The following is a 25,838-nucleotide window of genomic DNA, read 5'->3' as shown; positions in this document are numbered from 1 at the left end:
CAGTAAATTTACCTATTGAAAATTGTAAAAACGAAGGTGCTACTATATTGAAATTTTCAAGCTTTCGCACCTTATATTGACACAAAATCAGGCCATATTCTGATTTTTTTCACTTTAAACCACTGCGCATACAGGGCCGGCAAAAAGAATAAAGTGAGCAGCGTCGCAATAATCAATCCGCCCATGATGGCCACCGCCATCGGACCAAAGAAAATACTGCGCGACAGTGGAATCATGGCCAGCACGGCGGCCAATGCCGTCAGCACAATTGGACGGCAGCGGCGCACCGTGGCATTGATAATCGCATCCCACGGCGCTTCACCGGCCTGAATATCCTGTTCGATCTGGTCAATCAGAATCAGCGAGTTACGCATGATCATCCCGGACAGCGCAATGGTGCCGAGCATGGCCACAAAACCAAAAGGTTTATTGAACAGTAGCAGGAACAGCACCACCCCAATAATGCCAAGCGGTGCGGTTAAAAACACGATACAGGCCCGTGATATGCTTTTTAGCTGTAGCATTAACAGGGTAAACACTACCGCCAAAAACAGTGGCATACCGGCATTGACCGAGCTTTGTCCACGCGCCGATTCTTCTACCGTCCCGCCGACTTCTAACAGATAGCCATTTGGCAACTGGCTGCGAATCTGCTGTAAGGGTTCGCTTAGCTCCCCCACCACCGTGGCCGGTTGTAAACCGCTGCTGATGTCAGCCCGTACGGTAATGGTCGGTAAACGGTTACGGTGCCAGATCAGGCCTTCTTCAAAGCGGTATTCAATCTGGGCAATCTGGGCCAATGGCACACTACTGCCCTGTGCAGTCGGCACTGCCAGGCTGCTGAGCGAACCGACATCAACCCGCTCGGCTGCATCACCGCGCAGGCGAATTTCAATCAGCTCACGTTTTTCCCGGTACTGGTCAATTGCGCTGCCGAGAATGGAACTGTTGAGGAAATTAGCCAGATCAACACTGCTGACGCCCATTTGTCGCGCCCGGTCCTGATCAATCTGTAGATGAATCACCTTGCTTGGCTCACCCCAGTCCAGATGCACATTGGTGGTGTTTGGATTGTCATCGACCTGAACTGCGACCTGCTGCGCCCATTGCCGCACCTGAGCCAGATCTTCACCGGAGACCCTGAACTGGAGTGGATAGCCAACCGGTGGGCCATTTTCCAGCAGCGATACGCGGGTACGCGCTTCCGGTAATAACTTGCGAATCTGCTCATCCAGCGAACGGCGAATTTCATCCCGGTCTTCCAACGATGAGGCCAGCACCACAAACTGGGCAAAACTGGTTTGCGGCAACTGCTGATCGAGCGGTAAATAAAAACGTGGCGAGCCGGTGCCCACATAGGCCACATAGTTATCAATCCCCTCCTGCTTGGCCAGGAACTGCTCAACCTTTTGTACTGCGGCTTCGGTGGCTGTTAAAGAAGCGCCTTCTTCGAGTTTCAGATCGACCAGAATTTCGGCCCGGTTCGATGGCGGGAAAAACTGCTGCGGCACCAGCTTGAACATCAAAATCGACAGCACAAAAATGCCTGCCGTAGCGGCAATCACGGTTTTACGATAAGTCACACAGGTATCGACCCAGCGGCGAAAGCCCTGATAAAAACGGGTCTGATACGGATCATGCTGCTCACCGGCATGATGTACCACAGGCGCTGGAGCGGGCTGCTTGCGTAAGCGTGCCCAAAGCCGCTGATACCAGCTGGCCTGTTGTGGCGACTGATTAAAATCGGGCAGCAGTTTATCGCCCAAATACGGCACAAACAGCACCGCGGCAAACCAGGACACCACCAGTGCAATGGTCACCACCTGGAAGATGGAGCGGGTATATTCGCCGGTACTGGACGCGGCCGTAGCAATCGGTAAAAAGCCGGCGGCGGTAATCAGGGTACCGGTCAGCATTGGAAAAGCGGTGGTTTTCCAGGTAAAACCGGCCGCCTGAAGCCGGCTATAGCCTTGCTCCATTTTAATGGCCATCATCTCTACCGCAATAATGGCATCATCCACCAGCAGACCCAGCGCCAGAATCAGGGCACCGAGGGAAATCTTGTGCAGGCCGACATCAAACAGGTTCATGCCGGCAAAGGTCATCGCCAGCACCAGCGGAATCGAAAAAGCCACCACCAGACCGGTACGAAACCCGAGCGAGAAAAAGCTGACCAGCAGCACGATAATCACCGCCTCGGCCAGTACCTTCATAAATTCATTAACACTGTGCTTGACCGCCACCGGCTGATCCGAGACTTTTTGCAGCTGCATGCCCAGTGGCAAGGTCTGCTGTAGGCGCTGGAATTCGCTGGCCAGATTTTCCCCCAGCGCCAGAATGTCACCGCCTTTACGCATAGACACGGCAATGCCAATCCCATTTTCGCCCATAAAACGCATTCGTGGCTGGGCCGGATCGCTAAAACCACGGTAAATCTCCGCGACATCACCCAGCTGAATGGTGGTGCCATTGACCAGTAGCGGCATCTGCTGCAAGGCTTCAACACTGTTCAGCTGGCCGCTAACCCGGACCTGAATCCGGTCGGTTTCGGTTTCAAAAAAGCCGGCACTGGCCATGCTGTTCTGCTGCTGCAACGCCTGCTGGATGGCGGTAACCGGAATACCGAGCTGGGCCGCTTTGGTATTGGACAGTTCAATCCAGATTTTCTGGTCTTGCAGGCCAATCAGTTCGACCTTGCTGACATCCTTGACCCGTTGCAATTGTAGCTGCAGGCGGTCGGCATATTCTTTTAAGGTGGCATAGTCAAAATCTTCACCGGTCAGCACATAAATATTGCCGAAGGTATCGCCAAATTCATCGTTAAAAAACGGCCCCTGCACGCCTTGGGGCAATTCATGCCGGATATCATTGATTTTCTTGCGTACCGTATACCAGATATCCGGAATTTGCCCAGAACGCAGCGAATCTTTGGCAATAAAGGTCACCATTGATTCCCCCGGACGCGAATAGGCCAGAATCCGCTCGTACTGCCCGGTGGTCATCAGCTCTTTTTCAATCCGGTCGGTGACCTGCAAGGACACTTCCTTGGCGGTTGCGCCCGGCCAGTAGGTCTGCACCACCATCACCTTAAAGGTAAACGGCGGGTCTTCACTCTGCGACAATTTGGAATAGGAATACATGCCAATAATGCCGAGCAGCAGCATGAAATACAGAATCAGGCCCTTGTTTTTTAAGGCCCATTCCGACAGGTTAAAGTTTAGCGGTGCGCTCATGCTTAACCCCCTGCCTGAAGCTTGACGGCACGGTTTTCCCGGTCAATCGGATGAATTTTTTGCTGGTCGCGCAGCAGATGTACCCCACCCACCACCACATAGTCCGTTGGCTTCAGCCCGCTAAGTACCGGTACGCTGTCACGGCCATAAGCGCCCAGCTGCACATCTACTTTACGTAGTTGATGATTGGCACCCACCACCAGGACATAGGCCTGCTGGCCATTGGCCGAGACGCTGGACAGCGGTACGGTCAGCTGCTGCTGTGCATTGCCATTTAAAAACACCCGCGCACTTTGTCCCAGCTGGATGGCCGGATTGGCAGCACGCAGCGCCACCTTGACACTAAAGGTACGTGACTGGTCAGCTGCCGGTGAAATCTCCCGGACATAGGCTTCAAAGCGCTGATCCGGCTGTGACCATAAGGTGACCGTAGCCGGCTGACCGACTTTAATCTTCCCCATGGCCTGCTCCGGTACGCCAATCACCACTTCACGCTCACCGGAAATTGCCAGCTGATAGGCTGCCTGACCGGCTGCCACCACTTGCCCCACTTCAATATTGCGTGCGGTAATCACCCCGTTTTTATTGGCCACCAGCCGGTTATATACGGTCTGGTTCTGCGCCACCGCATAATTGGATTGTGCCTGTTTCAGCGCCGCCACGGCAGATTTGTACTGATTGTCGATGGCATCGTATTGCGAGCGGCTGACGGCGTTCATTGGCAACAACTGCTGAAAACGTTGCAGTTCATCTTGGGCAATTTTGGCGGCCGACTGGGCACTGTCGAGCTGGGCGCGCGCTGCATTCAGCTGTAACTGGGCATCTTTAACATCTAAACGTGCCAGCACCTGCCCGACCTTGACCTGATCGCCAACATCGACATAGCGTTCCACCACCTGACCGCCCACCCGAAAGGCCAACGCGGTCTGCTGACGCGCCTGCACCTCACCAGCATAGCTTTTTTGTGCCTGATGACTGGAGGTGGGCTGGGCCACCATCACATAGGGAATATTCTGTTCAGTGCTGGCGCTGTCCTTGCTGCAACCGACCAGGGTGCTACACACCAGGATCAGGCTGAGAACTACCGTGTTAATCGTGCTCATGCGGTTGACTCTTATTTGTCAGATGTTTTTCAGGCAAAATAGCAATATATTAAAAATGATCAATTTTTAATTAATATACCGATGAGTACATTAATTGCAAGAAACAGCAAAATACAATGACTGTTTTTATTTTATTTAGGATATTTTCAGCAAATGAACGTCGGACGTCCCAAAGATCTCGAAAAACGCCAGCGCATTCTGGAATCGGCTAAATCCTTGTTTTTAAAGCAGGGCTATCATGGTTCGAGCATGAATGAAATTGCCCGCGATGCCGGCGTGACCAAACTGACGGTCTATAACCATTTTCAGGACAAGGCCACCTTGTTTACCTGTGCCATTGAAGATACCTGTGAAGCCCTGATCATGGCGCGTCCGCCGCAGCTCAGCGCCGACAGCAATTTCCAGCAGGCGCTGGCGCAGCTGTGTGCGCTGTCCCTGGAAATTGTCTATCTACCCGAAGCCATCAAGCTGGAATATCTGCTGCTCGATTTGGCCTCACAGCAAAGTCCGCTGTTACAGCAGTTTTATCAGGCCTCGCATCAGAAGCTGAACCAAGTCTGGCAGCACTTTTTCCAGCAGGCCATTGATTTAGGTTTTATCCAGCAGATGCCGCTAGAACAGTTAATCCAGTTGATGTTGTCGTTGTTACTCGGTCAGCGCCATCATGAAATTTTGCTCGGCATCCGTCCGATTCCGGCCGCCGATGAACAGCAGCAGCTGATCCAGTCCAGTATCCAGCTGTTCCTGCAAGCCATCTCCGAGTGACTGGCTGCCTAAGCCTTGAACAAAACCGGCTTTTTTGCAGCGCTTCCGGATAAAAATTATCCGACTTTCGCCTGGTGCTGGCTTGGATTGTCACGAATTCCGGGTATAGTCAAAACAGGAACTCTGGAGAGGGAAAAAAATGATTCAACAAATTGCTACTCCATTACGCGAAGATGTGCGTCTGCTGGGAAATTTACTGGGCGATACCCTGAAACAGCACGCCGGACAAGATTTGTTTAATCAGGTCGAACAGATTCGTGCGCTGGCCAAAGGCGCCCGTGATGGCCAGATTGAAGCAGAAAAACAACTCGAACAACTGCTGTCCAGTCTGGAAGATGAAGAAATTCTGCCGCTGACCCGTGCCTTTACCCACTTTTTAAATTTTGCCAATATTGCCGAGCAGTATCATGTGGTGCGTAGCCGCCGCCAGAGCGAATTTGATGACAGCGCACCCTCCCCGAATCCACTCGATCATCTGTTTCAGAAGTTCCAGCAGCACGATATTTCTGCCGAGACCTTGTTCCAGCAGATCTGCGAGCTGAATATTGAACTGGTCTTAACCGCACATCCGACCGAAGTTAGCCGCCGCACCCTCATTCAGAAATATGATGGCATCAATGCCTGCCTGTCGGCTTTTGACCAGCAGAAACTGACACCGCGTGAACGTCAGGCGGTGCTGGAAGAGCTGAAACAGCTGATCAGCTCGGCCTGGCAGACTGATGAAATTCGTCAGCATCGCCCGACCCCGATTGATGAAGCCAAATGGGGCTTTACCACCATTGAACAGACACTGTGGAATGCAGTGCCTAAATTTATCCGGGAACTGGACAGCATGGTGCAGGCCCAGTGTGGCCAGCAGCTGCCGCTGGAAATTGCACCGCTGCGCTTTGCCTCCTGGATGGGCGGTGACCGCGATGGCAACCCGAATGTGACCCATCAGGTGACCCAGGAAGTGCTGTGGCTCTCGCGCTGGAAAGCCGCCGATTTGTACCTGCGCGATATTGAAGATTTGCGCTGGGAACTGTCGATCCAGCAATGCAGTCCGGAGCTGCTGGCTGCCATTGGTACGCCGCATCCTGAACCGTATCGTGAATATTTACGTGAGACGCGCCAGCGTTTGACCGCCACCCGTGACTGGCTGGCGCAAAAGCTGCAAGGCCTGGATGCTGATGACAGCCAGGTGATCAAAAGCAAACAGGAACTGCTGACCCCGTTATTGCTGTGTCACCGCTCATTAATGGCATGCAACATGCCGGAAATTGCCAATGGCAAGCTGCTGGATTTCATTCGCCGGGTCAACTGTTTCGGGATTGAACTGCTCAAGCTGGATATCCGTCAGGAATCTGGTCGTCATCGTCAGGCCATTTCGGCAATTACCGAGTATCTTGGACTGGGCAATTTTGAAACCTGGACCGAACAGGCGCGGCAGAATTTCCTGCTACAGGAACTGCAAAGCAAACGTCCGCTGTTGCCTAAATACCTGCAGGAACCGAAACAGAGCCTGATTGAACATCCGGATGTGCAGGAAGTGTTTGCCACCATGCGGACTCTGGCCGAACAGCCATCGGAATCGCTAGGTGCTTATATTATTTCCATGGCCGAATATCCAAGTGATGTGCTGGCGGTGTTATTGCTGCAAAAAGAAGCCGGTATTCAAACGCCGCTACGCGTGGTGCCGCTGTTTGAAACCCTGAAAGATCTGGACGGCGCAGCCAATACCATGCACACCCTGTTTGGCATGCACTGGTACAAGCAGCATATTCAGGGCAAACATGAGGTGATGATTGGCTACTCCGACTCGGCCAAAGATGCCGGCTTTATGTCGGCTAACTGGGCCCAGTATCGTGCCCAGGAAGAACTGACTGCTGTGGCGCAGCAGCACGGGGTTCAGCTAACCCTGTTCCACGGTCGTGGTGGTTCTATCAGCCGTGGCGGCGCACCGACCCAGCAGGCCCTGTTCTCACAACCACCAGGTTCAATTTCCGGCGCGATTCGCGTTACCGAACAGGGCGAAATGATTCGCTTCAAGTTTGGTCTGGAAGAAATTGCCTTACAGAATCTGGAAATCTATACCGCTGCGACACTGGAGGCGACCTTGCTGCCACCGCCGGTTCCTAAACAGGAATGGCGCCAGTTAATGCACAGCATGACTGACCTGTCGGTGCAGGTCTATCGCCAGACCGTGCGGGAAAATCCGCATTTTGTGAAATACCTGCGTACCGTGACCCCGGAACTGGAGCTGCAAATGCTGCCGCTTGGTTCACGTCCGGCCAAGCGTAAAGTCAGCGGCGGCATTGAATCGCTACGTGCCATTCCCTGGGTATTTGCCTGGACCCAGATTCGCCTGATGCTACCAGCCTGGCTGGGCACCGGTGCGGCCATTAACCAGGTGATTGCCCAGGACCAGCAGGCACTGCTGGAAGAAATGCTGCGCGAATGGCCCTATTTCCAGACCCTGGTGGATATGCTGGAGATGGTTCTGTCCAAGGCCGATGGGCATATTGCGCTCTACTATGAAGCGCATCTGACTGAAGATGAAGAACTGAAAGCCTTGGGCGCCGAGCTGCGTCAACGCCTGAAAGATGCGGTCCAGACCTTGCTGGCGCTAAAAGGTGAGTCACAGCTACTCAGCAGCAATGATGTGCTGGATCAGTCGATGAAAGTGCGTAAACCATATTTGCTGCCGCTACATCTGCTGCAGGCCGAACTGATGAAACGCCGCCGCCAGTATCTCAACAGCCAGCAGGCCGAACATAGTCCGGTAGATCATGCCTTAATGGTCACCATTGCCGGTATTGCTGCCGGATTACGCAACACCGGCTAAGTCAAATTGGCAAAAACATACAGCACATGTTCTGCATGTGCTGTATTTTTAAGCAGTCATAAAGCTGTCATTTCTTTTTTTATGAATAAAATAATTATTATTTATACATTCCCTCCAGGCAAAGTCGATGAATTAATCTACTGATTTCATACTGTTTTTATATTGAAAAATTTTTACCCTGCGGTAAAAAACAAAGCAAAGTCATAGAATTAATTTGAACAAAAATTTTGTATCTCCGATTAAATCTTTTAAAAAACAGGAGTATGATTGGCACAATTTGTCTTTAGAGTGCTCAAAATATGTCCAATTGGTTTCCCAAATGGCGCCCGTATCAAGGCAGTATCGATGCACGTCCTGTAGGTACCAATGAGTATCTTCCACCTGCGCAAACTGTGGTCCTGGGGGTTCAGCACGCGTTTGCCATGTTTGGTGCGACGGTACTTGCGCCTTTCCTGATGGGCTTTGACCCGAACCTGGCCATTCTGATGTCCGGGATCTGTACCATCCTGTTCTTTATTATGACCGGTGGTCGTGTTCCAAGTTATTTAGGTTCCAGCTTTGCCTTTATTGGAGTGGTAATTGCTGCGACCGGTTATGCCGCATCCGGCACGGGTGGACCCAACCCGAATATTGCGGTGGCAGCCGGCGGGATTATTGCCTGCGGTATTTTATATGCCCTGCTCGGCTTTCTGGTCATGGCCACCGGGACGCGCTGGATTGAAAAATTAATGCCGCCTGTGGTCACTGGTGCAGTGGTGATGATCATTGGTCTGAACCTGGCGCCGGTCACCGTCAAAGGCGTGGCTGGTAATCCATTTAATATGTGGATGGCGCTGGTTACAGTGCTGTGTATGGGTTCGATTGCGGTATTTACCAAAGGACTGTTACAGCGCCTGTTGCTCCTGGTGGGTCTGCTGCTGGCCTATCTGGTTTACTTTATTGTCAGTAATGTCATGGGTTATGGCACCCCGATTAACTTTGCCCCAATCCAGCAGGCGGCATGGTTTGGCCTGCCAACCTTCCATGGTCCGGAATTTGAAGTCAATGCCATGCTGATCATTGCCCCGGTAGCGCTGATTCTGGTGGCAGAAAACCTCGGTCATATTAAAGCCGTGAGTGCCATGACCGGTGAAAACCTGGACCCACATATTGGTAAAGCCTTTGTTGCCGATGGTGTAGCCACGACTTTAGCCGGTGGTGTCGGTGCGCCAGGCATGACCACCTATGGTGAAAATATTGGCGTGATGGCAGTGACGCGTGTCTACTCGACCATTATTTTTGCAGTTGCCGGTGTGTTTGCCATTTTCCTGGGTTTATCGCCTAAGTTTGGTGCCATTATTCATACTATTCCAAGCGCGATTTTAACCGGTGCTTCAATTGTGGTGTTCGGTCTGATTACCATTGCCGGAGCCAAAATCTGGATTGAAAACAAAGTCGACTTCTCGAAAAACAAAAACCTGATGGTGGCGGCAGTGACCATTATTTTAGGTACCGGTGACTTTGCCCTGCAATTTGGCAGCTTTAACCTGGGTGGTATTGGGACGGCGACCTTTGCCGCACTGTTACTGAACCTGTTCTTTAGCCTGGGCGAAAAATCAGAAAAAGTATAACTGCCCTGACTAATATACAAAAAAACCGAAGCCGGTATGATCAGTACCGGCTTCGGTTTTTTTATCTGAAACCTAAACGCTAGCAGTCAGGTTTCAAGGCAAAATTAAATTATTTTTGCTTTTTCAGGGCTTTTTGCAGCTGTTTCAATTTGCCCTGATGTTTTGAAATCTTTTTCAAACGTGCTTTGATTTTTTGCTTTAACGATTTAACTTGCTTCGCCATGGTATTACTCCCTAGTAAGGCTATTCGCGCTTGTGATGTTTCACAAAGCTACGAATAAATTTTCTTAATTCACGAGCAGCACTAGTATCCAGTTCTTCACACAGATGAATAAATTCATCGCGTTCAGCACTATTAATACGAATTAAAAGTTGTCCATCTTTTTTGCCTGTCTTTATTTTTTTGATTTGCTCGCTCATTGCTTCACTCCAAAATAAAGACGCTTTAACAAAAAGATGTATATACAATATATATACATTTTCAATTAAGTCAAATCTATCGTGTTAAAATATGTAATAAAATCAATAGATTTAGTTTACCAAAAAACTATAGACGCGCGCAAAGCCTGCCGGGCTCTAGCTTTGCGCAAAATACCGCCATCGGTTTATTTTTAAATTAAAGTTAGATGATTCGTTTGTTTTTCAACCAACCTTATCTTGAAGCGAAACAGCAGCTCAGATTCATCTCACCTGCCGAGTGCTGATGTCTACGGTTCTGGCTAAAGATTAAAGACGAACAAAAATAATCCGCGCCGCCGGAATCAGGAAGATTATCCCGGCCTACTGTGATAAAAACAGAGTGCCAGCGCGTTTTTAATTGTTATCGGTTTTAAGGTCTAAACTGTTTCAGTTCACGCTGAATAAAGTGCTGGAACATGGTCTGGTACAGCTGTTCAATCAGCTGGGCATCAAGTCCTAAACTGGTGGCCTGGTTACGCAAACGCTCCAAAATCTGGGTCTGGCGTTCCGGGGTTTGCATATCGGTTTCTGATTTTTTAAAACGGGTGGTCTGATCAACATAGTATTGACGCGCTGCAATCAGCTCCACCAAAGCACTATCAATCACATCAATCTGTGCGCGAGCCTGTTCCAGCGACTCAACTTTCTCTTTTTTCATGTTGTAAGATGTCATTTTCAGCTTCGTTTTCACTTTTGTACTTTTCTTCTAACACATTACTGAAAATACTTTCAATCATCCAGACGCGATAAAGGCTATTAAACACATAACTTTGCCCGTCAATCCGCAGCTCCAGCACCGGCAGATTCGGCTGAGACTTCATTTCACAGAGCATGTCATTGTCTTTCAGATACTGTTCAATATCGGCACTGCTCAGTTCAACAATGTTCAGCTCACGGCGTAACTGCTCGAAATGGGCTTTAAAAGACAGGTCTTTGCCCTGGGTCCACACCGCCTGCAAAATTCGGTGAATGGCCTGCATACGCTGTTCTTCCGGCACGCTATAAAACAGTCGCGCCATCTGATAGGTGGCATCCTGGGTCGGCCGGCAAAACGGGGTAAACGCGACTTCGGTGCGTTTGGATAAACGGGTCGCCAGACTCCAGTCAAACAGGTCACGGCCCTGATAACTGAGCGGATAGACATTCAAATGAATATTATAATAATTGGCCAGCTCTTCCTGAATATAGGCCAGCAGCAGCCAGGAAATCGGATCTTCCAGCGCAATATATAAATCCAGCTCCGGGTCCATACGCTGAATTTCATTTAAGGCTTCGGCATCATTAATTAAATGCTCGCGCCATTCAATATGATTGATCAAGAAAATCGGATTACCGGTCAGCAGCTTCTGCTGTTTTAGGCGCCGGGTCAGGCGTAACAAATCATCTACCGCATGATACTGACGGCCACCAAACTCGAAATAGCTGGCAAGAATGGCGTCCTGATTAAAGATCCGTTCCGGAAAATGCTGTTCCTGATGATGGCGGCTGGCCATGGCATACAGGGTGCGCAATTTGCCATACTGTTTTTGCCAGAGCATATGGAATACATCTTCGAGCAAATACAGAAAATCCTGACCACGCAAAGGCGTATGCCGCAAGATGGTCTCAGCTTGTGCCAAGGCTTCCGGGGTTGGTTGCTCAGGCGTGTCATGAAAACTGAAACGGTGCTGCTTGGACAGGATCTGTGCATCATTCAGGCAATAGTTCTGCCATTCCAGCGCCGACATCTGGTTCGGCGGCTCTGCACTGCCACTGGAAATAATTACCTTTAACGGCTTTAAGGCATCGGAGAGAATTTCTTCAAGCTGTGGCAGTTCCTGCACTGCCAGATAGCTATACACATCATCTAAACGCAGATGAATACTGAGGCCCTGCTCAATCGGTAACACCGCTTGACGAGACGGTTTTTGATAAAACCAACTCGATCGGATTGGATCAAACCAACGGCGTAACAGTGACATGAGCTGAGCCTCTAAAGGATTAAACGGCGGAATAAAAGATACTACACCGGTTTATAACAATTTGATCTTAAATGATCAATTACACATCCAAATTTAAATCGGTCACGGCGCCAGTCTCTGCCCCTGAGGTCAGTCGGGCAAATTTGGCCAGTGCACCATGCGTATAATTTGGTTTTGGCTTGACCCAGGCCGCCTGACGCGCGGCAATTTCCTGTTCAGACACATGCCAGGTCATTTCACGGGTTTCGGCATTGATGGAGATTTTATCGCCATTTTTCACCAAACCAATTGGCCCACCTTCATAGGCTTCCGGGGTCACATGGCCAATCACAAAGCCATGACTGCCGCCAGAGAAACGGCCATCGGTAATCAGGGCCACAGCATCGCCCAGGCCTTTACCAATAATCGCTGAGGTCGGTTTTAGCATTTCAGGCATGCCCGGTCCGCCTTTTGGACCAACACCGCGAATTACCACCACTTCGCCCGGCTGCACCTGACCGTCGAGAATACCGCGCATGGCACCTATTTCACCTTCAAACACCCGTGCCGGACCTTCAAAATACAGCCCTTCTTTACCGGTAATTTTTGCCACCGCACCGGTTGGCGACAGGTTGCCTTTTAAAATCACCAGATGCGAATCTTTTTTCACCGGTGCATCAAATGGCAGGATAATCTGCTGGCCTTCCGGATAGTCTTCAACATCCGCCAGGTTTTCGGCCAGTGTTTTACCGGTCACGGTCAGGCAGGAACCATCGAGCATGCCGGCATCCAGCATCCGTTTCATCAGCGGCTGAATCCCGCCAATCGCAATCAGTTCAGACATCAGGTATTGACCGGATGGACGTACATCGGCCACCACCGGAATATCCTGACCAATGCGGACAAAATCATCCAAGCTCAGCTCGACCCCGGCCGTATGCGCCATCGCCAGTAAATGCAGCACGCCATTGGTGGAACCGCCCAGGGCAATCAGCACTTTAATGGCATTTTCAAACGCGGCTTTGGTCATAATGTCACGCGGTTTAATGTCCAGACGCAGCAGGTTCATTACCGCTTCACCAGCACGCTGACAGTCAATTTTCTTGTCTTCAGACACCGCTTCCTGCGCCGATGAACCCGGTAAACTCATGCCCAAGGCTTCAATCGCCGAGGCCATCGAGTTGGCGGTGTACATGCCGCCACAGGAACCCGGTCCAGGCAAGGCCACTTCTTCAATCTGTTTGACCTGAATTTCGTTAATTTCGCCTTTGGCATGCTGCCCGACCGCCTCAAATACCGAAATCATGTCGGTATGGCCGGCGCCCGGCTTGATGGTGCCACCATAAACAAACAGCCCCGGACGGTTGAGGCGCGCCAGCCCCATAATACAGCCCGGCATATTTTTATCGCAGCCGCCAATGGCAATCACCCCATCATAGGCCTGACAGCCGACCACGGCTTCAATCGAATCGGCAATAATTTCGCGGGTCAGCAGCGAATATTTCATGCCCTCGGTGCCGTTTGAAATCCCGTCAGAAATGGTGATGGTATTAAAAATAATCCCCTTACCGCCAGCAGCATTGACCCCGGCTTCGGCTTCACGCGCCAGCCCATCAATATGCATATTACACGGCGTGACATTGGCCCAGGTTGAGGCAATCCCGATAAAAGGACGCGTAAAATCCTCATCCTGAAAGCCGGTGGCGCGCATCATGGAACGTGCCGGTGCATTTTCAATGCCTTCATAAACAGGCGCGGAATGTTCTCGGATATTGTCTTTACTCATTTTATTCGTCCTGAGTGTAATTTTTGAGAAGCCTAAATATTGGCTAGGTTTTATCCGATTGTATAGAAAGCAATCTCGACATAAAAGTAAGACTCTGTGTATCTGACTCAGTTATTTTTTATTTTCTTAGATGAGTATTTGAAGTACGAAGTTGCCATACATAATAAAAGACCCGGTCTTTTCAAGCCGGGCCTTTTACTGAGACTGTAAATCAGTCATGGGATGATTTCTGATTAGATTCATCTTTACACTATTTAAAATCAATTACTTATAAATTTTTAGTGTAGGCGTACTTAATTCACCTGATGCAGACCAAGTTCTTCATTGGAAGCCAACACCACAGATGCCAGAATCGGAGCCGCCAAAATCACAGGAACAGCTAAGATCCAAAAGACGACGGTATAATGTGGATCAAAGAAAAATTGAATGCTCAGTGCAGCTAAAATCATAATGAGCGCTAAAATTGCCACAAAGCGGCTAATAAATTTCATGGACATGCGTGTAATCACTTTTGCATTGATACTGTCGCTTTAGTATACACATACTTTTTTTAAGACTTTATCGGTTTTAAGTATCTAAAGCCCTCTCTCCATTGATTTTATTGAAAGTTTAGGTGTTTTACTTAAGTTTAAATCGCTAAGGAATAAAAAAGCACTCCCATCTGGAGTGCTTTTTCGCGCTATAAAAATTTACAGCTTAGATTTCACGTACCGCACCTTTTGCAGCACTTGTAGTGTGCATCGCATAAGCTTTCAATGCTTTAGAAATCTTACGTGGACGTTCTTCCACTGGGTGCCAGCCTTTTTCATCCTGTGCTGTACGACGAGCGGCCATGGTCGCATCATCTACTGCCAGGTGAATGGTACGGTTTGGAATATCGATTTCGATACGATCGCCATCTTCAACCAGACCAATCGCACCGCCTTCAGCCGCTTCTGGAGAAACGTGACCAATCGACAGACCTGATGAACCGCCAGAGAAGCGGCCGTCAGTTAACAGTGCACATTCCTTACCTAAACCTTTCGATTTCAGGTAGCTGGTTGGGTACAGCATTTCCTGCATACCAGGGCCACCACGTGGGCCTTCGTAACGAATCACAACCACATCACCGGCGCTGATTTTTCCGCCCAGAATCGCCTCGACCGCAGAATCCTGGCTTTCAAATACACGTGCAGTCCCATTGAATTTCAGGATTGATTCATCTACACCGGCCGTTTTTACGATACAACCATCTAGCGCGATGTTGCCATAAAGTACAGCCAGACCACCGTCTTTAGAGAATGCATGTTCTGCATTACGGATCACACCATTTTCACGGTCGCCATCCAAACGTGAGTAGTAACGGTCTTGTGAGAATGCAGTCTGGGTTGGTACGCCACCTGGTGCTGATTTAAAGAATTGATATACGTCTTCATCTTCAGTACGGATGATGTCCCATTTATCTAAAGCATCTTTTAATGTTGCTTCGTGAACCGTACCGACAGAGGTATCTAACAGGCCTGCACGATCTAGTTCACCGAGGATCGACATGATCCCGCCGGCACGGTGCACGTCTTCCATATGTACATCATTCTTCGCAGGAGCGACCTTACAAAGCACTGGTACTTTACGAGATAGACGATCGATGTCATCCATGGTGAAGTCCACACCCGCTTCGTTTGCAGCAGCTAATAAGTGTAGAACGGTATTGGTTGAACCACCCATTGCGATGTCCAAAGTCATGGCATTTTCATACGAAGCTTTAGTCACCATTGAACGTGGTAATACGCTGTAATCGTCTTGTTCATAATGGCGTTTTGCCAGTTCAACAATGAGAGAACCTGCACGTTCGAACAGTTTTTTACGGTTCGCATGAGTTGCCAAAGTTGAACCGTTACCTGGAAGCGATAGACCCAATGCTTCAGTCAAGCAGTTCATTGAGTTCGCAGTGAACATGCCTGAACATGAACCACAGGTTGGACAGGCTGAACGTTCGTATTCAGCCACTTCTTCATCAGTATAGTTATCATCTGCAGCGACGATCATGGCATCGATCAAGTCGATGGCTTTATCATTACCACGGATTTTCACTTTACCGGCTTCCATCGGACCGCCAGACACGAATACCACTGGAATGTTCAGGCGCATCGCGGCCATTAACATGCCCGGGGTGATCTTGTCACAGTTCGAGATACACACCATCGCATCGGCACAGTGTGCGCTGACCATATATTCTACCGAGTCAGCAATTAGGTCACGTGAAGGCAGTGAATACAGCATACCGTCATGACCCATGGCGATGCCGTCATCGACCGCAATGGTATTGAATTCTTTTGCTACACCGCCTGACGCTTCAATTTGACGTGCCACGAGCTGACCTAGGTCTTTTAAATGCACGTGACCCGGTACAAACTGGGTAAAAGAGTTGACCACCGCAATAATCGGCTTGCCAAAATCTTCATCTTTCATCCCGGTCGCACGCCATAAGCCACGTGCGCCCGCCATATTTCTTCCGTGTGTCGATGTTTTTGAACGATAGTCAGGCATGTGTATTTCCAACGAGTTGTGCTTGAGAGGGTGAATCCCCATCTCTGGCTAAAATGTACTGATCTTCAGGTTATCAGTTGAAATTTCGTCACATCATACTACAGCTCAATCTGTCAGCGTGCTGGGTGATCGGGTCTTTTGAACCTTTTATTCTGCGATCTTTCAACTGATGAAAACTGGGGAGACTCGCCTACGGAGCCGATATGATTTGATCATAAAGCATTAGCTCCGGCATTTTCATGAATAATTTTTACCTTTTATATAAACAAAATTTATTGATATTAATTTTTTAAATAAAATTTTGTTTGCAAAGAACAACACCCAGCCGAACTCATGAAGATGCAATCTCTATTTACATGACAATTTAGGCTTAAAAAGGCTTTTCGCATATAATGTGGGGCAAGTTTATATGGAATCTCATGTGTGAAAATTATCTTTGCGGGAACACCAGAATTTGCAGCTGTAGCGCTCGATGCCTTATTAAAAACCGAGCATGAAATTGTGGCGGTCTATACTCAACCTGACCGCAAAGCAGGCCGCGGACAAAAACTTACGGCCTCTGCCGTAAAACAACTGGCGCTGGCGCATGATCTTCCGGTGTATCAACCGTTACATTTTAAATCATCCACAGAAGAAGGTCTGGCTGCGCAGGCAGAACTGAAAGCCCTAAATGCCGATGTAATGGTGGTGGCAGCCTATGGCCTGATTTTGCCACAAGTGGTGCTGGATACACCCAAATATGGCTGCCTGAATATTCATGGTTCGCTGCTGCCACGCTGGCGAGGGGCGGCGCCAATTCAACGCGCCATTGCCACCGGCGATGCTGAAACCGGCGTGACCATTATGAAGATGGCGGCCGGGCTGGATACCGGCGATATGATGTATAAAACCCTGTGCCCGATTACAGCCGAAGATACTTCTGCCAGCCTACATGACAAACTGGCCATTCAGGGTGCAGAGGCGATTGTGGCGGTACTGGCTTCGGAGCAGACTTTACAACAGTATCTGGAACAGCGCGAAGTGCAGGATGAAGCTTTAACGGTATATGCCCACAAGCTGTCTAAAGCCGAAGCGAAAATTGACTGGTCTCAGGATGCTGTGACAATTGACCGCAATATTCGCGCCTTTAACCCGTGGCCGGTGGCGTTTATTCCGCTGGATGAGCAAAGTAATTTACGGGTCTGGGGATCTGTGCTGTCAAATGAAGCGGTCAATGGCCAGTCGGCGGGGACCATTCTGGCACTAGATAAACAGGGCGTGCATGTGGCCTGTGGCGATGGCAAAGCCATCTGTCTGACCAGCCTGCAATGGCCGGGTGGTAAAGCGCTGAATCCGGTCCAGATTGCACAAACCCAGAAATTAAGTATTGGGCAGGTGCTGGCATGAATCAACATCCATCCGGTCAGTCACATCTGAACTTACGCGCCCAAGTCATTCGTACTTTATTGGCCGTCCAGCAGGGCCAATCTCTGGCCAGTATTTTACCGCTGCATCTGACCAAGGTCGCCGAGCGTGACCGGGCGCTGTATCACGAACTGGTCTTGGGCACCTTGCGTCAATGGTATGGCCTGAAAAGCATTACCCTGCCTTTGCTGGTCAAACCACTGAACAATGAAACCGTCGAAACCTGTCTCTATGTCGGGCTGTATCAGATTTTATGTACCCGTATTGCCGACCATGCGGCTATTTCAGAAACCGTGACTGCCACCAAGCAGTTAGGCTTTCAGGCACTCAGTGGTGTGGTCAATGCCATCCTGCGACGTGTTTCACGTGAAACATCGGTCTTTGAGCAGGCCCTGCAAGCGGCGCATGGTTTACCTAGCTGGCTGTTTAAACGTCTGAAAAAAGACTGGCCGGAACAGCTGGAGCAACTGACCCAGGACCTGAAACAGACAGCACCACTGACTTTAAGGGTCAATCAGCGCAAGATCAGCCGTGAAGCCTATCTGAATAAACTGCTGGGCGCCGGTATTCAGGCACGTCCGGGCGAGCGTTCCGATGTGGCGATTATTCTGGAACAGGCGGTGCAGATTCCGGAGCTGCCGGGCTTTGATGCCGGCTGGTTCTCGGTACAGGATGAACATGCCCAGCTTTGTGCGCAGTTACTGCCAGATTTAAATGGCAAAGTGGTGATTGATGCCTGTGCAGCCCCAGGCGGAAAAACCGCACATATTCTGGAAAAATTTAGTCCGGCCACTCTGGTGGCACTGGATCAGGACCCGAAACGGCTGTTACGGGTCACGGAAAATCTGGAGCGCCTGCAACTGACCGATACGCAGCAGGTTGAAATTCTGGCGGCAGATGCTACGCGCTGGACCGCAACTGAACCGGTCGATTGTATTGTGCTGGATGCACCCTGCTCTGCCATTGGGGTGATGCGCCGTCATCCGGATATTCGCCTGTTACGCCAGTCCGCTGACATTCAGCAAACTGTCGAGCTGCAGCAGCAGATTCTGGAACAGATGTGGTCCCAGCTAAAAGTCGGCGGCACCTTGCTGTATATCACCTGTTCCATTTTAAAAGCAGAAAATGAACAGCAGATGCAGCAGTTCTTTGCCCAGCATGCCGATGCCAAAGAAATTAAAATTGTCACAGACTATGGTGTCGAACAGCAGTATGGCCGCCAGCTGTTACCGGAAGCCGGACGCGGCGATGGCTTCTATTATTGCCGGATCGAAAAAATCTAGACGATAAAAAAAGGAACCCTCAGGTGGTTCCTTTTTTTATTCTACAGCAGCTTAGTCTGCACATGCATGTACCACAGACTTAACCCTCTGGTTCATCTGGATGTTTGCTCAGATGAATCATGGCCAGGATTAAACCGCCCCAGAGCAGGACAGTCGAGATGATCATCATGATAATTGCTTCAGTATTCATCTTAGTTCTCCTCTTCCGGGACTTTGTCTTTCAGACAGCTCAGTACAATGGCACCCACAATAAACAGGGCCAGCGTACCGCCACCCACCAACCATAAGATTTCAGCCGGATAACCGCCATAACCTTCTGCAACAATCGACTTGATGGTTAGGCCTAAAGCCACCAGTAATGATAATGGAGTAATCACGGTTAACAGGAAGTTCCAGCCGGCACCCAGTTTAATACTAGAGTACTGGTTGATATGCGCCTGTAACTGCGACAATAACGGACGACGGAACCACGACACCAGAATAATCGACAGTAAACCACCGCCAACAATACCAATATTATTGGCAAAGTAGTCAATGATGTCGACAAAGGTAATCGCACTATGGGTCGAGAAAATCAGGGTCGAAACAATGGCAGAACCACCGGCAATAATGCTGACCGATTTTTTACGTGACCAGCCTAACTTGTCCTGGAAAGCTGAAATCGGCACTTCCAGAATACTGACCATGGAAGTAATCCCGGCAACGGTCAACGAGGCAAAGAACAGGAAGCCAAATAAGTCGCCGCCTGCGCCCATGCTGGAAATAATTTTCGGGAAGGCAATAAAGGCCAGACCAATACCGCCAGATACCACTTCTTCCACGGTTGAGCCTGAGCTGAAGGCCATAAAGCCCAAAGCGGCAAATACCCCGATACCAGCCAGAATTTCAAAAGACGAGTTGGCCAGCGCAACCACCGCACCGGAGCCGGTCATATTGGTTTTACGCTTTAAATACGAGGCATAGGTCAGCATGATCCCGAAGCCCACAGACAGCGAGAAGAAGATATGACCAAATGCGGCCAGCCAGACTTTATAGTTGCCCATCGCTTCCCAGTTCGGGGTAAAGAAGGCATTTAAACCTGCGGTTGCGCCCGGTAAACGGATCGCCTGAATCACCAGAATTGTGAACAGTACCACCAGTAACGGCATAAAGATTTTATTGGCCAGTTCCACACCACGACGTACGCCACCGTAAAGAATGAACATCACCACCGCCCAGACAATCACCAGACCGAAAAATAAGGTCGGTACAAAGCCCAAGGCCAGCCCTTCGCCATTTTGCAAATAGGAATTAAAGAAGAAGGCCTGGGTATCTGCCCCCCATTTCTGGCCAATCGCGTAGTACATATAACTACCGGCCCAGGACAGAACGCTGGCATAGTAAATCCCGATGACCAAAGTCACCATCACCTGCCACCAGCCCAAGGACTCGCTGTTCATGAGCTTTTTATACGCCAGTGGCGGCGCTTTACGGAACTTATGTCCGACCGCGTAATCTAAATATAATAACGGCAAACCAGCAGCAAAAATTGCCACCAGATACGGCACCAGGAAGGCACCACCACCATTTTCGTAAGCCACATAGGGAAAACGCCAAATATTCCCCAAGCCTACAGCTGAACCAATCGCTGCAATAATAAAGCCTGATCGCGCGGACCAGTTTTCACGATTTCCTGACATAAAACACCTAAACCTAGATGCTTTTTTCACTGCTTTTTATGTGGTTTTCTCGCAAGCAAAAAAGCACCATGCAATATTAATCTTGAGTGTTTGATTTAGCCTTGACCTTTTAGGTACTGGTTTCTAAATGACAAACAGGGAGTGAATGACGAAAACTTGCTTAAAGTGCATCGTGAAGACTCCCTTTTATATGGTTCAACAATACTCACTTTTAAAAAATTATTCTGTAATTTCTGCTCCAAATCTTGGGTTTTTATAATCTATCCTGATTCAACCGCTCAATTAATCAGCTTATTTATTGTACAATTTTGGTTATGAATCACCAAACTTTTTGGAATATATTATGAAGTAAAACTGAAAACTCAATTGCCATCCTTTAAACGGTCATTTATACCCGATGATATAAAATGCCTATCGCCTACCCGCAGCGCTTTCTTCAGAGGCCTGTTTAATAAATAGATTGCCGTGATCTATAGATAAGGATGCATCAAGTTCAATATTGCCCTTGATGTATCCCCAAGCCATCAACCCGGTTGATGGATCACCAGTAAACGTTCTTCCTGCATATCACGAATTGCCGATTGAATTCCCTCACGGCCCAGACCTGAATCTTTGACCCCGCCATACGGCATATTATCGACCCGGAATGATGGAATATCGTTAATAATTACCCCGCCAACATGCAGCTGGTCCCAGGCATATAGCATCTGCTGCAGATTCTGGGTATAGACCCCGGCCTGCAAACCAAAGCGGCTCTGGTTAATCCGTTCAATGCCCTGCTCAAACTGTTCATACGGCTCCAGAATAGCCACCGGACCAAAAGCTTCATTCTGGTAAATTTCCGATGTTGGCGAAACCTGCTCCAGTAGTGTCGGCTCGAACATCACCCCCTGCTGTTCGCCGCCCACCAGTACCGTCGCGCCTTCTGCTACGGCCTGATCCAGCCATTTTTTCAGGCGCACGGCTTCGTTCTCTTTAATCATCGGCCCAACCAAAGCGCTGTCCAGACGCGGATCAGCTGCCCGTAATGACTGCAAACGGCTGACCAGTTTATCTTTAAGCTGTGTGTAAATCGCGCGATGCACCAAAATACGCTGCACACTAATACACACCTGTCCGGCATGGTTATAGGCACCGCCAATCAGCCGGTCAACCAGCGCATCATTGACTTCGGTATCGGCCTCAATCATCACGGCAGCATTGCCGCCCAGCTCCAGCGTGACCTTTTTACGTCCGGCACGCGCTTTCATATCCCAGCCCACCACATCAGAACCGGTAAAGCTCAGCAGTTTAAAGCGGTCATCGGTGACCAGCACATCGGCCTGCTCACGCGGACAGGGCAATACCGAAAAGGCACCAGCCGGTAAATCGGTTTCTGCCAGAATCTCGGCAATTTTTAAGGCAGAAATCGGGGTTAGGCTGGCCGGTTTTAAAACAAAGGGACAGCCTGCAGCAATCGCGGGTGCAATTTTATGGGCCGTCAAATTCAGAGGAAAATTAAATGGACTGATCAGCGACACTGCGCCAATCGGTACCTGTTTGCTGATGCCCTGATAACTGCAAGCCGCAGCAGTCACCGCCAATGGCATCATCCGGCCCTGATCCATCTGGGTGACCGCATCCGCAGCCAGTTGGAAGGTATTGATTAAGCGCTCTACTTCAGCAGCGGCAGCCCTTTTCGGTTTACCGCCTTCAATAATCAGCAGTTCGGTGAGCTCGGCCCGGCATTCCTGAAAACGCTGCACACAATGCAGCAGGATTTTCTGTTTCTGAAACGGTTTTAACGCCGCCATCGCCGCTTCCGCCTGGACTGCGGCCTGAATCGCCTGCTCCAGCGTCTCTGCATCGGCCAGCGCCACACGTGCATAACAGCGCTGCAGATACTTATCTTCGACCTCTAGCCACTGGCCGGTCACATGCGGCTGTCCAGCCAGATATAAAGGATAATCGTGCGGATGATCAGTGTGCGTAGCCATGTGCAGGTCCTCTATTTTTTGCATGATGCGTCAATGCAATTTATACCAATTCCCGATATGATGCGCCGAGATGTTTCCCGGTTCCATCCTCCACAATAAATTTATTCTGAGAATATACAAGCTCTACAGGGATTTTTATGCGTACCCGTCCAGCATTGTGTTTCATCCTCGGTCTTGGCTGTTTTAGCGCCGCGCAGGCCGATATTATTGGTGTTAAAGGTAGCGTCGATTACTGGCATTATGACAGTGACTTATCGAGCGCCTTGGGCCAGCCCGAGATGAAAGATGACTCCAGTTTGTCTTTTGCCTTGGCGGTTGAAATATAATTTTATTGATAATTTACTGGTCGATGTCGGCCTGAAAGCCGGTTACCGCATTCTAGATGTGGAGTGATTTATATCAAATAATTATATTGACAAATATAGTCAAACATATACAATTTAGGTATTAAATTTTAAAAAAACTTGCAATGAAATACTTGACTGAAAACTTAAAGAAAGTAGAGCAAGACCTTGCTTATTTTGTATCCCCTGAAAATAAAGATGGGTTTATTAAGGAATTTGCATCATGGGTCTATGGTGAGTGGTCAAAGAATGATTTCTATGAAACCGATATTGTAGATTTAGGCTATGATTGTTCTTCGTACCCTGAAAAAACAAATCAATCACTCTCCGATAAATGCCCCACCTATGCTGATTTTATTAATGCAAATACAGGCTTTTCTGAATGTACTCACGTTTCAGGACAAGGTATGCGCTGTCAAGAATATGAGGAAAAATTATTAGAGATTTTTGGTGATGCTTGCGCTAAAAAACTAGATGATTTAGTAGAGCTATATCAACTAGAAGTGCCTGAAAAATACAAAAAATTTGCAGAAAATATTAGTGAACTAATTTTCCTTGAGGTTGTTGATCATCATGAGGATTTAGAACTTTATGAGGTTTGTGACGATATTTTATTAAAATATAATCAGCTAGGAGTCGCATCATCCCCTTATACATGCCCTATCTGTGGATGGGATGAAGACAATGATCTAGCCATATATTGTGATGAATCCATATTTAAAGACTATACACTTGAGGATTTCAAGAAGTTAGCGGAGATTGATTAATGTATTCTCCTGCTAAATTCGGTGAAATGATTGGGAAGTCGGTTAAAACTCTACAAAGATGGGATGCCGAAGGTATTTTGGTTGCATGTCGAAATCCTAAAAATCGCAGATACTACACGCACGATCAATACCTTGAATATATCGGTATAAAAGCAACGGAAGCTAAATCATCAGTAATTGTTTATTCAAGGGTATCTAGTGTTGCTCAAAAGCCCGATTTAGCTAATCAGGTGTCAGCTTTAGAAACTTTTTGTACTGTAAATGGCTATGCTGTTGATGATTGGGTGTCAGAGGTTGGAAGTGGTTTGAATTATAAAAGAAAGAAATTCAATCAGCTTTTTCTTGATATTGAAATGGGTAAAGTTTCAATGCTTGTCATCGCTCACAAAGACCGTTTGGTGCGTTTTGGTTTTGAGTGGTTTGAATCTTTTGCTGAAAGACATGGTTGTAAAGTTATTATTATGAATCAAGAATCTCTTTCCCCAACGGAAGAAGTAACACAAGACTTGTTAGCGATTATTCATTGTTTTTCCTCTCGACTTTACGGATTAAGAAAATACAAAGAAAAAGTTAAAGAATTAGTGAACATCAAGGAATAACTTTTGAAACTAACACGCATCCACCATTGTAAAAACTTGAATGTGCAAAAGTACAAACAGCTTGAGAAACAAGCTGTTTTACTTGGTCGTATTCGTAGCGAGGTGTGGGCTAAATATGGTGCTATTTCAGGTTTGAATATCAGTGACAGAGCTATTCGTGATGCGTGGATGAAAGAAAGTCGTGACTTTGGTGTTTCTGCAAATGCGTGGAAAGAAACGCTACGTGATTGCATAGGTGATATTAAAGCCTATCGAGAAGCATCAAAAGACAAAGTAAAGCAGGCGATCCGAAAACGCACCTCCTGTAATAATGAACAAAAAAGACTATACACCTTGCTTAAAAAAGATGAATGGATGACTGATAATTTCCTCCATCGTCAAATGCGTAATCACTTTAAGCATGGTGTTAATCACACACATAATCAAATTATTGTTCGTGCGGATATGTGTAAAACTTTTGAGTTAAATGGTCAATGTTGGCTTAAAGTGCCGAGTCTAGTCCCTCGACAAACCATTAAAATTCCACTAAACACCACTGTTGATTTTGCGCCACAAGGCACACTTAGAATCATTCTAAAAAACGGTAATGTTGAAGTTCACTCAACTTATGATGCAGTTGAAACACAGGATTGTGGTCAGGAAACCGTAGGTGTTGATAAAGGTTATTCAGAAGCCTTTGTGGATTCTGATGGTGAAGTATATGGCAATGGTTTAGGTAAATTGATCTCAAGTGAATCAGACTACCTAAATCAAAAGTACAAACGTAGAAATAAGCTCAGAGCGATTTCTAAAGCCAAACCGCACAAGAAACAGAAAATTGAGTTAAATAATCTAGGTCGAAAAAAACTAGATAAGCGACAAGATACTCAAAAAGCAAAGCTCAAAACATTAATATTTACAGCAACTCACAAGTTGGTTGATAAAGCCAAAGTGATTGTTGCGGAAGATTTAACATCCCCGATTCAAAGTAAACGCAACTATGGCAAAAACACCAATAGACGCTTAAATACATGGGCTAAAGGTTTGTTAGCTAATGCCCTAACTTCTATATCTCACCGTAGAGGTTCTACGGTGCATCTAGTCAATTCTGCATATACTTCGCAAAGTGATTCTTTCTTGCATGGCCTTTTAATAGGTACACGTAAGGGAGATCGTTTTCACCGTTTCAATGGGGAAGTTGTGCAAGCTGATTGGAATGCTGCGAGAAACGTGCTTGCAAGATTAAACGACAATGAGATAAGTCGTTATACGCCTTACAAAACTGTAAAGCGTATATTGCAAGAACGGACTGACCGCTACAAGTCGGAACTGACCGACTCAGGCTCTAGTTACACGCTTGGCAACAAGACATTAACAGAGTGCGAATTACTCCTTGACTATGTTTGACTACATTTTAAGGAACAGCTAAACGAAGGTGATGAACGTAATCTCCAGCTGGATTTCAAAGGTCCTTATCTCGGGCTGGAAGCACATTTCTAAAACAACAAAACATCTTTTTCCCTTTAAACAAAAAGCCTCTACTGAGGCTTTTTGTTGGTTT

General features: G+C 48.2%; 20 protein-coding genes and 1 pseudogene. 10 read left to right on the top strand and 11 right to left on the bottom strand.

The genetic code is table 11. From position 1 onward, the window contains the following. Positions 1 to 71: 71 nt before the first annotated feature. Both GA693_RS12400 and GA693_RS12395 read right to left on the bottom strand, forming a co-directional pair. On the bottom strand, positions 72 to 3,233 hold the full coding sequence (locus tag GA693_RS12400; protein ID WP_160241782.1) for an efflux RND transporter permease subunit: 3,162 nt from the start codon (positions 3,231 to 3,233) through the stop codon (positions 72 to 74). Positions 3,234 to 3,235: 2 nt separating this feature from the next. After that, positions 3,236 to 4,336 carry an efflux RND transporter periplasmic adaptor subunit gene (locus GA693_RS12395; RefSeq protein WP_160241783.1) on the bottom strand — a complete coding sequence of 367 codons (1,101 nt, stop codon included), beginning with the start codon at positions 4,334 to 4,336 and terminating at the stop codon, positions 3,236 to 3,238. A gap of 153 nt (positions 4,337 to 4,489) precedes the next feature. On the opposite strand from GA693_RS12395, the gene GA693_RS12390 reads away from it, so the two are divergent. From GA693_RS12390 to GA693_RS12380, 3 genes are all read left to right on the top strand, one after another. Continuing rightward, positions 4,490 to 5,101 (top strand): TetR/AcrR family transcriptional regulator, encoded by a 612-nt coding sequence (locus GA693_RS12390; RefSeq protein ID WP_104473566.1) that lies wholly within the window; start codon positions 4,490 to 4,492, stop codon positions 5,099 to 5,101. A 139-nt stretch (positions 5,102 to 5,240) separates the two neighbouring features. Next, positions 5,241 to 7,925, top strand: a complete 2,685-nt coding sequence (gene ppc / locus GA693_RS12385; protein WP_160240750.1) for a phosphoenolpyruvate carboxylase — start codon at positions 5,241 to 5,243, stop codon at positions 7,923 to 7,925. Between the two features lie 299 nt (positions 7,926 to 8,224). After that, a complete protein-coding gene (locus GA693_RS12380) occupies positions 8,225 to 9,535 on the top strand; it encodes a solute carrier family 23 protein (RefSeq protein ID WP_005181189.1) in 1,311 nt (436 codons plus the stop codon). 243 nt (positions 9,536 to 9,778) lie between these two features. Here the strand turns inward: GA693_RS12380 and GA693_RS14795 are convergent, their stop codons facing one another. The 6 genes from GA693_RS14795 to ilvD (GA693_RS12355) form a co-directional block, all read right to left on the bottom strand. Continuing rightward, the gene (locus GA693_RS14795; RefSeq protein ID WP_171502389.1) at positions 9,779 to 9,955 is read right to left on the bottom strand and encodes a hypothetical protein; all 177 of its coding nucleotides are present in this window, start codon (positions 9,953 to 9,955) and stop codon (positions 9,779 to 9,781) included. A 409-nt stretch (positions 9,956 to 10,364) separates the two neighbouring features. Next, entirely contained in the window at positions 10,365 to 10,652 is a 288-nt protein-coding gene (locus GA693_RS12375) for a chorismate mutase (RefSeq protein WP_104494877.1), read from the bottom strand. Further along, positions 10,633 to 11,955 carry a hypothetical protein gene (locus tag GA693_RS12370; protein WP_005181177.1) on the bottom strand — a complete coding sequence of 441 codons (1,323 nt, stop codon included), beginning with the start codon at positions 11,953 to 11,955 and terminating at the stop codon, positions 10,633 to 10,635. The genes GA693_RS12375 and GA693_RS12370 overlap by 20 nt, the downstream gene beginning before the upstream one ends. 79 nt (positions 11,956 to 12,034) lie before the next feature. Beyond that, complete coding sequence (gene ilvD / locus GA693_RS12365; protein WP_005181175.1) at positions 12,035 to 13,720, bottom strand: dihydroxy-acid dehydratase; 1,686 nt, start codon at positions 13,718 to 13,720, stop codon at positions 12,035 to 12,037. A 293-nt stretch (positions 13,721 to 14,013) separates the two neighbouring features. Next, complete coding sequence (locus tag GA693_RS12360; RefSeq protein ID WP_067731511.1) at positions 14,014 to 14,217, bottom strand: hypothetical protein; 204 nt, start codon at positions 14,215 to 14,217, stop codon at positions 14,014 to 14,016. Positions 14,218 to 14,416: 199 nt separating this feature from the next. Continuing rightward, positions 14,417 to 16,246, bottom strand: a complete 1,830-nt coding sequence (ilvD, locus tag GA693_RS12355) for a dihydroxy-acid dehydratase (protein ID WP_104503933.1) — start codon at positions 16,244 to 16,246, stop codon at positions 14,417 to 14,419. A 423-nt stretch (positions 16,247 to 16,669) separates the two neighbouring features. Here ilvD (GA693_RS12355) and fmt point away from each other — a divergent pair, with 423 nt between their 5' ends. Beyond that, complete coding sequence (fmt, locus tag GA693_RS12350; protein ID WP_016658903.1) at positions 16,670 to 17,632, top strand: methionyl-tRNA formyltransferase; 963 nt, start codon at positions 16,670 to 16,672, stop codon at positions 17,630 to 17,632. Further along, positions 17,629 to 18,933 (top strand): 16S rRNA (cytosine(967)-C(5))-methyltransferase RsmB, encoded by a 1,305-nt coding sequence (rsmB, locus tag GA693_RS12345; protein ID WP_160240752.1) that lies wholly within the window; start codon positions 17,629 to 17,631, stop codon positions 18,931 to 18,933. The genes fmt and rsmB overlap by 4 nt, the downstream gene beginning before the upstream one ends. Positions 18,934 to 19,012: 79 nt before the next feature. On the opposite strand, the gene GA693_RS12340 is transcribed toward rsmB, so the two are convergent. From GA693_RS12340 to GA693_RS12330, 3 genes are all read right to left on the bottom strand, one after another. After that, a complete protein-coding gene (locus tag GA693_RS12340) occupies positions 19,013 to 19,123 on the bottom strand; it encodes a methionine/alanine import family NSS transporter small subunit (RefSeq protein ID WP_160240754.1) in 111 nt (36 codons plus the stop codon). A 1-nt stretch (position 19,124) separates the two neighbouring features. Then, positions 19,125 to 20,612, bottom strand: a complete 1,488-nt coding sequence (locus GA693_RS12335) for a sodium-dependent transporter (protein ID WP_016658905.1) — start codon at positions 20,610 to 20,612, stop codon at positions 19,125 to 19,127. A gap of 524 nt (positions 20,613 to 21,136) precedes the next feature. Continuing rightward, entirely contained in the window at positions 21,137 to 22,588 is a 1,452-nt protein-coding gene (locus tag GA693_RS12330) for an aldehyde dehydrogenase family protein (RefSeq protein WP_075174677.1), read from the bottom strand. A 137-nt stretch (positions 22,589 to 22,725) separates the two neighbouring features. Here GA693_RS12330 and GA693_RS12325 point away from each other — a divergent pair, with 137 nt between their 5' ends. The 5 genes and pseudogenes from GA693_RS12325 (at position 22,726) to GA693_RS12310 (ending at position 25,684) form a co-directional block, all read left to right on the top strand. Beyond that, positions 22,726 to 22,914 carry a porin family protein gene (locus tag GA693_RS12325; RefSeq protein WP_228279193.1) on the top strand — a complete coding sequence of 63 codons (189 nt, stop codon included), beginning with the start codon at positions 22,726 to 22,728 and terminating at the stop codon, positions 22,912 to 22,914. Then, a pseudogene (locus GA693_RS15030) lies at positions 22,904 to 22,978 on the top strand (TIGR04219 family outer membrane beta-barrel protein); the annotation flags it as partial. The gene GA693_RS12325 and the pseudogene GA693_RS15030, both read left to right, overlap by 11 nt. A 79-nt stretch (positions 22,979 to 23,057) precedes the next feature. Continuing rightward, positions 23,058 to 23,699: a hypothetical protein gene (locus GA693_RS12320; protein ID WP_160240770.1), complete on the top strand. Its 642-nt coding sequence runs from the start codon at positions 23,058 to 23,060 to the stop codon at positions 23,697 to 23,699. Beyond that, complete coding sequence (locus GA693_RS12315; protein ID WP_016659757.1) at positions 23,699 to 24,298, top strand: IS607 family transposase; 600 nt, start codon at positions 23,699 to 23,701, stop codon at positions 24,296 to 24,298. Before GA693_RS12320 ends, GA693_RS12315 begins: the two co-directional genes overlap by 1 nt. A gap of 3 nt (positions 24,299 to 24,301) precedes the next feature. Then, positions 24,302 to 25,684, top strand: a complete 1,383-nt coding sequence (locus tag GA693_RS12310; protein ID WP_016659756.1) for an IS200/IS605 family accessory protein TnpB-related protein — start codon at positions 24,302 to 24,304, stop codon at positions 25,682 to 25,684. Positions 25,685 to 25,838 lie beyond the last annotated feature (154 nt).

Source organism: Acinetobacter indicus (assembly GCF_009914475.1).
Taxonomy (GTDB): domain Bacteria; phylum Pseudomonadota; class Gammaproteobacteria; order Pseudomonadales; family Moraxellaceae; genus Acinetobacter; species Acinetobacter indicus.
Note: the sequence above shows the minus strand (reverse complement) of the source record. Positions and strands in the feature narration are given on the sequence as shown.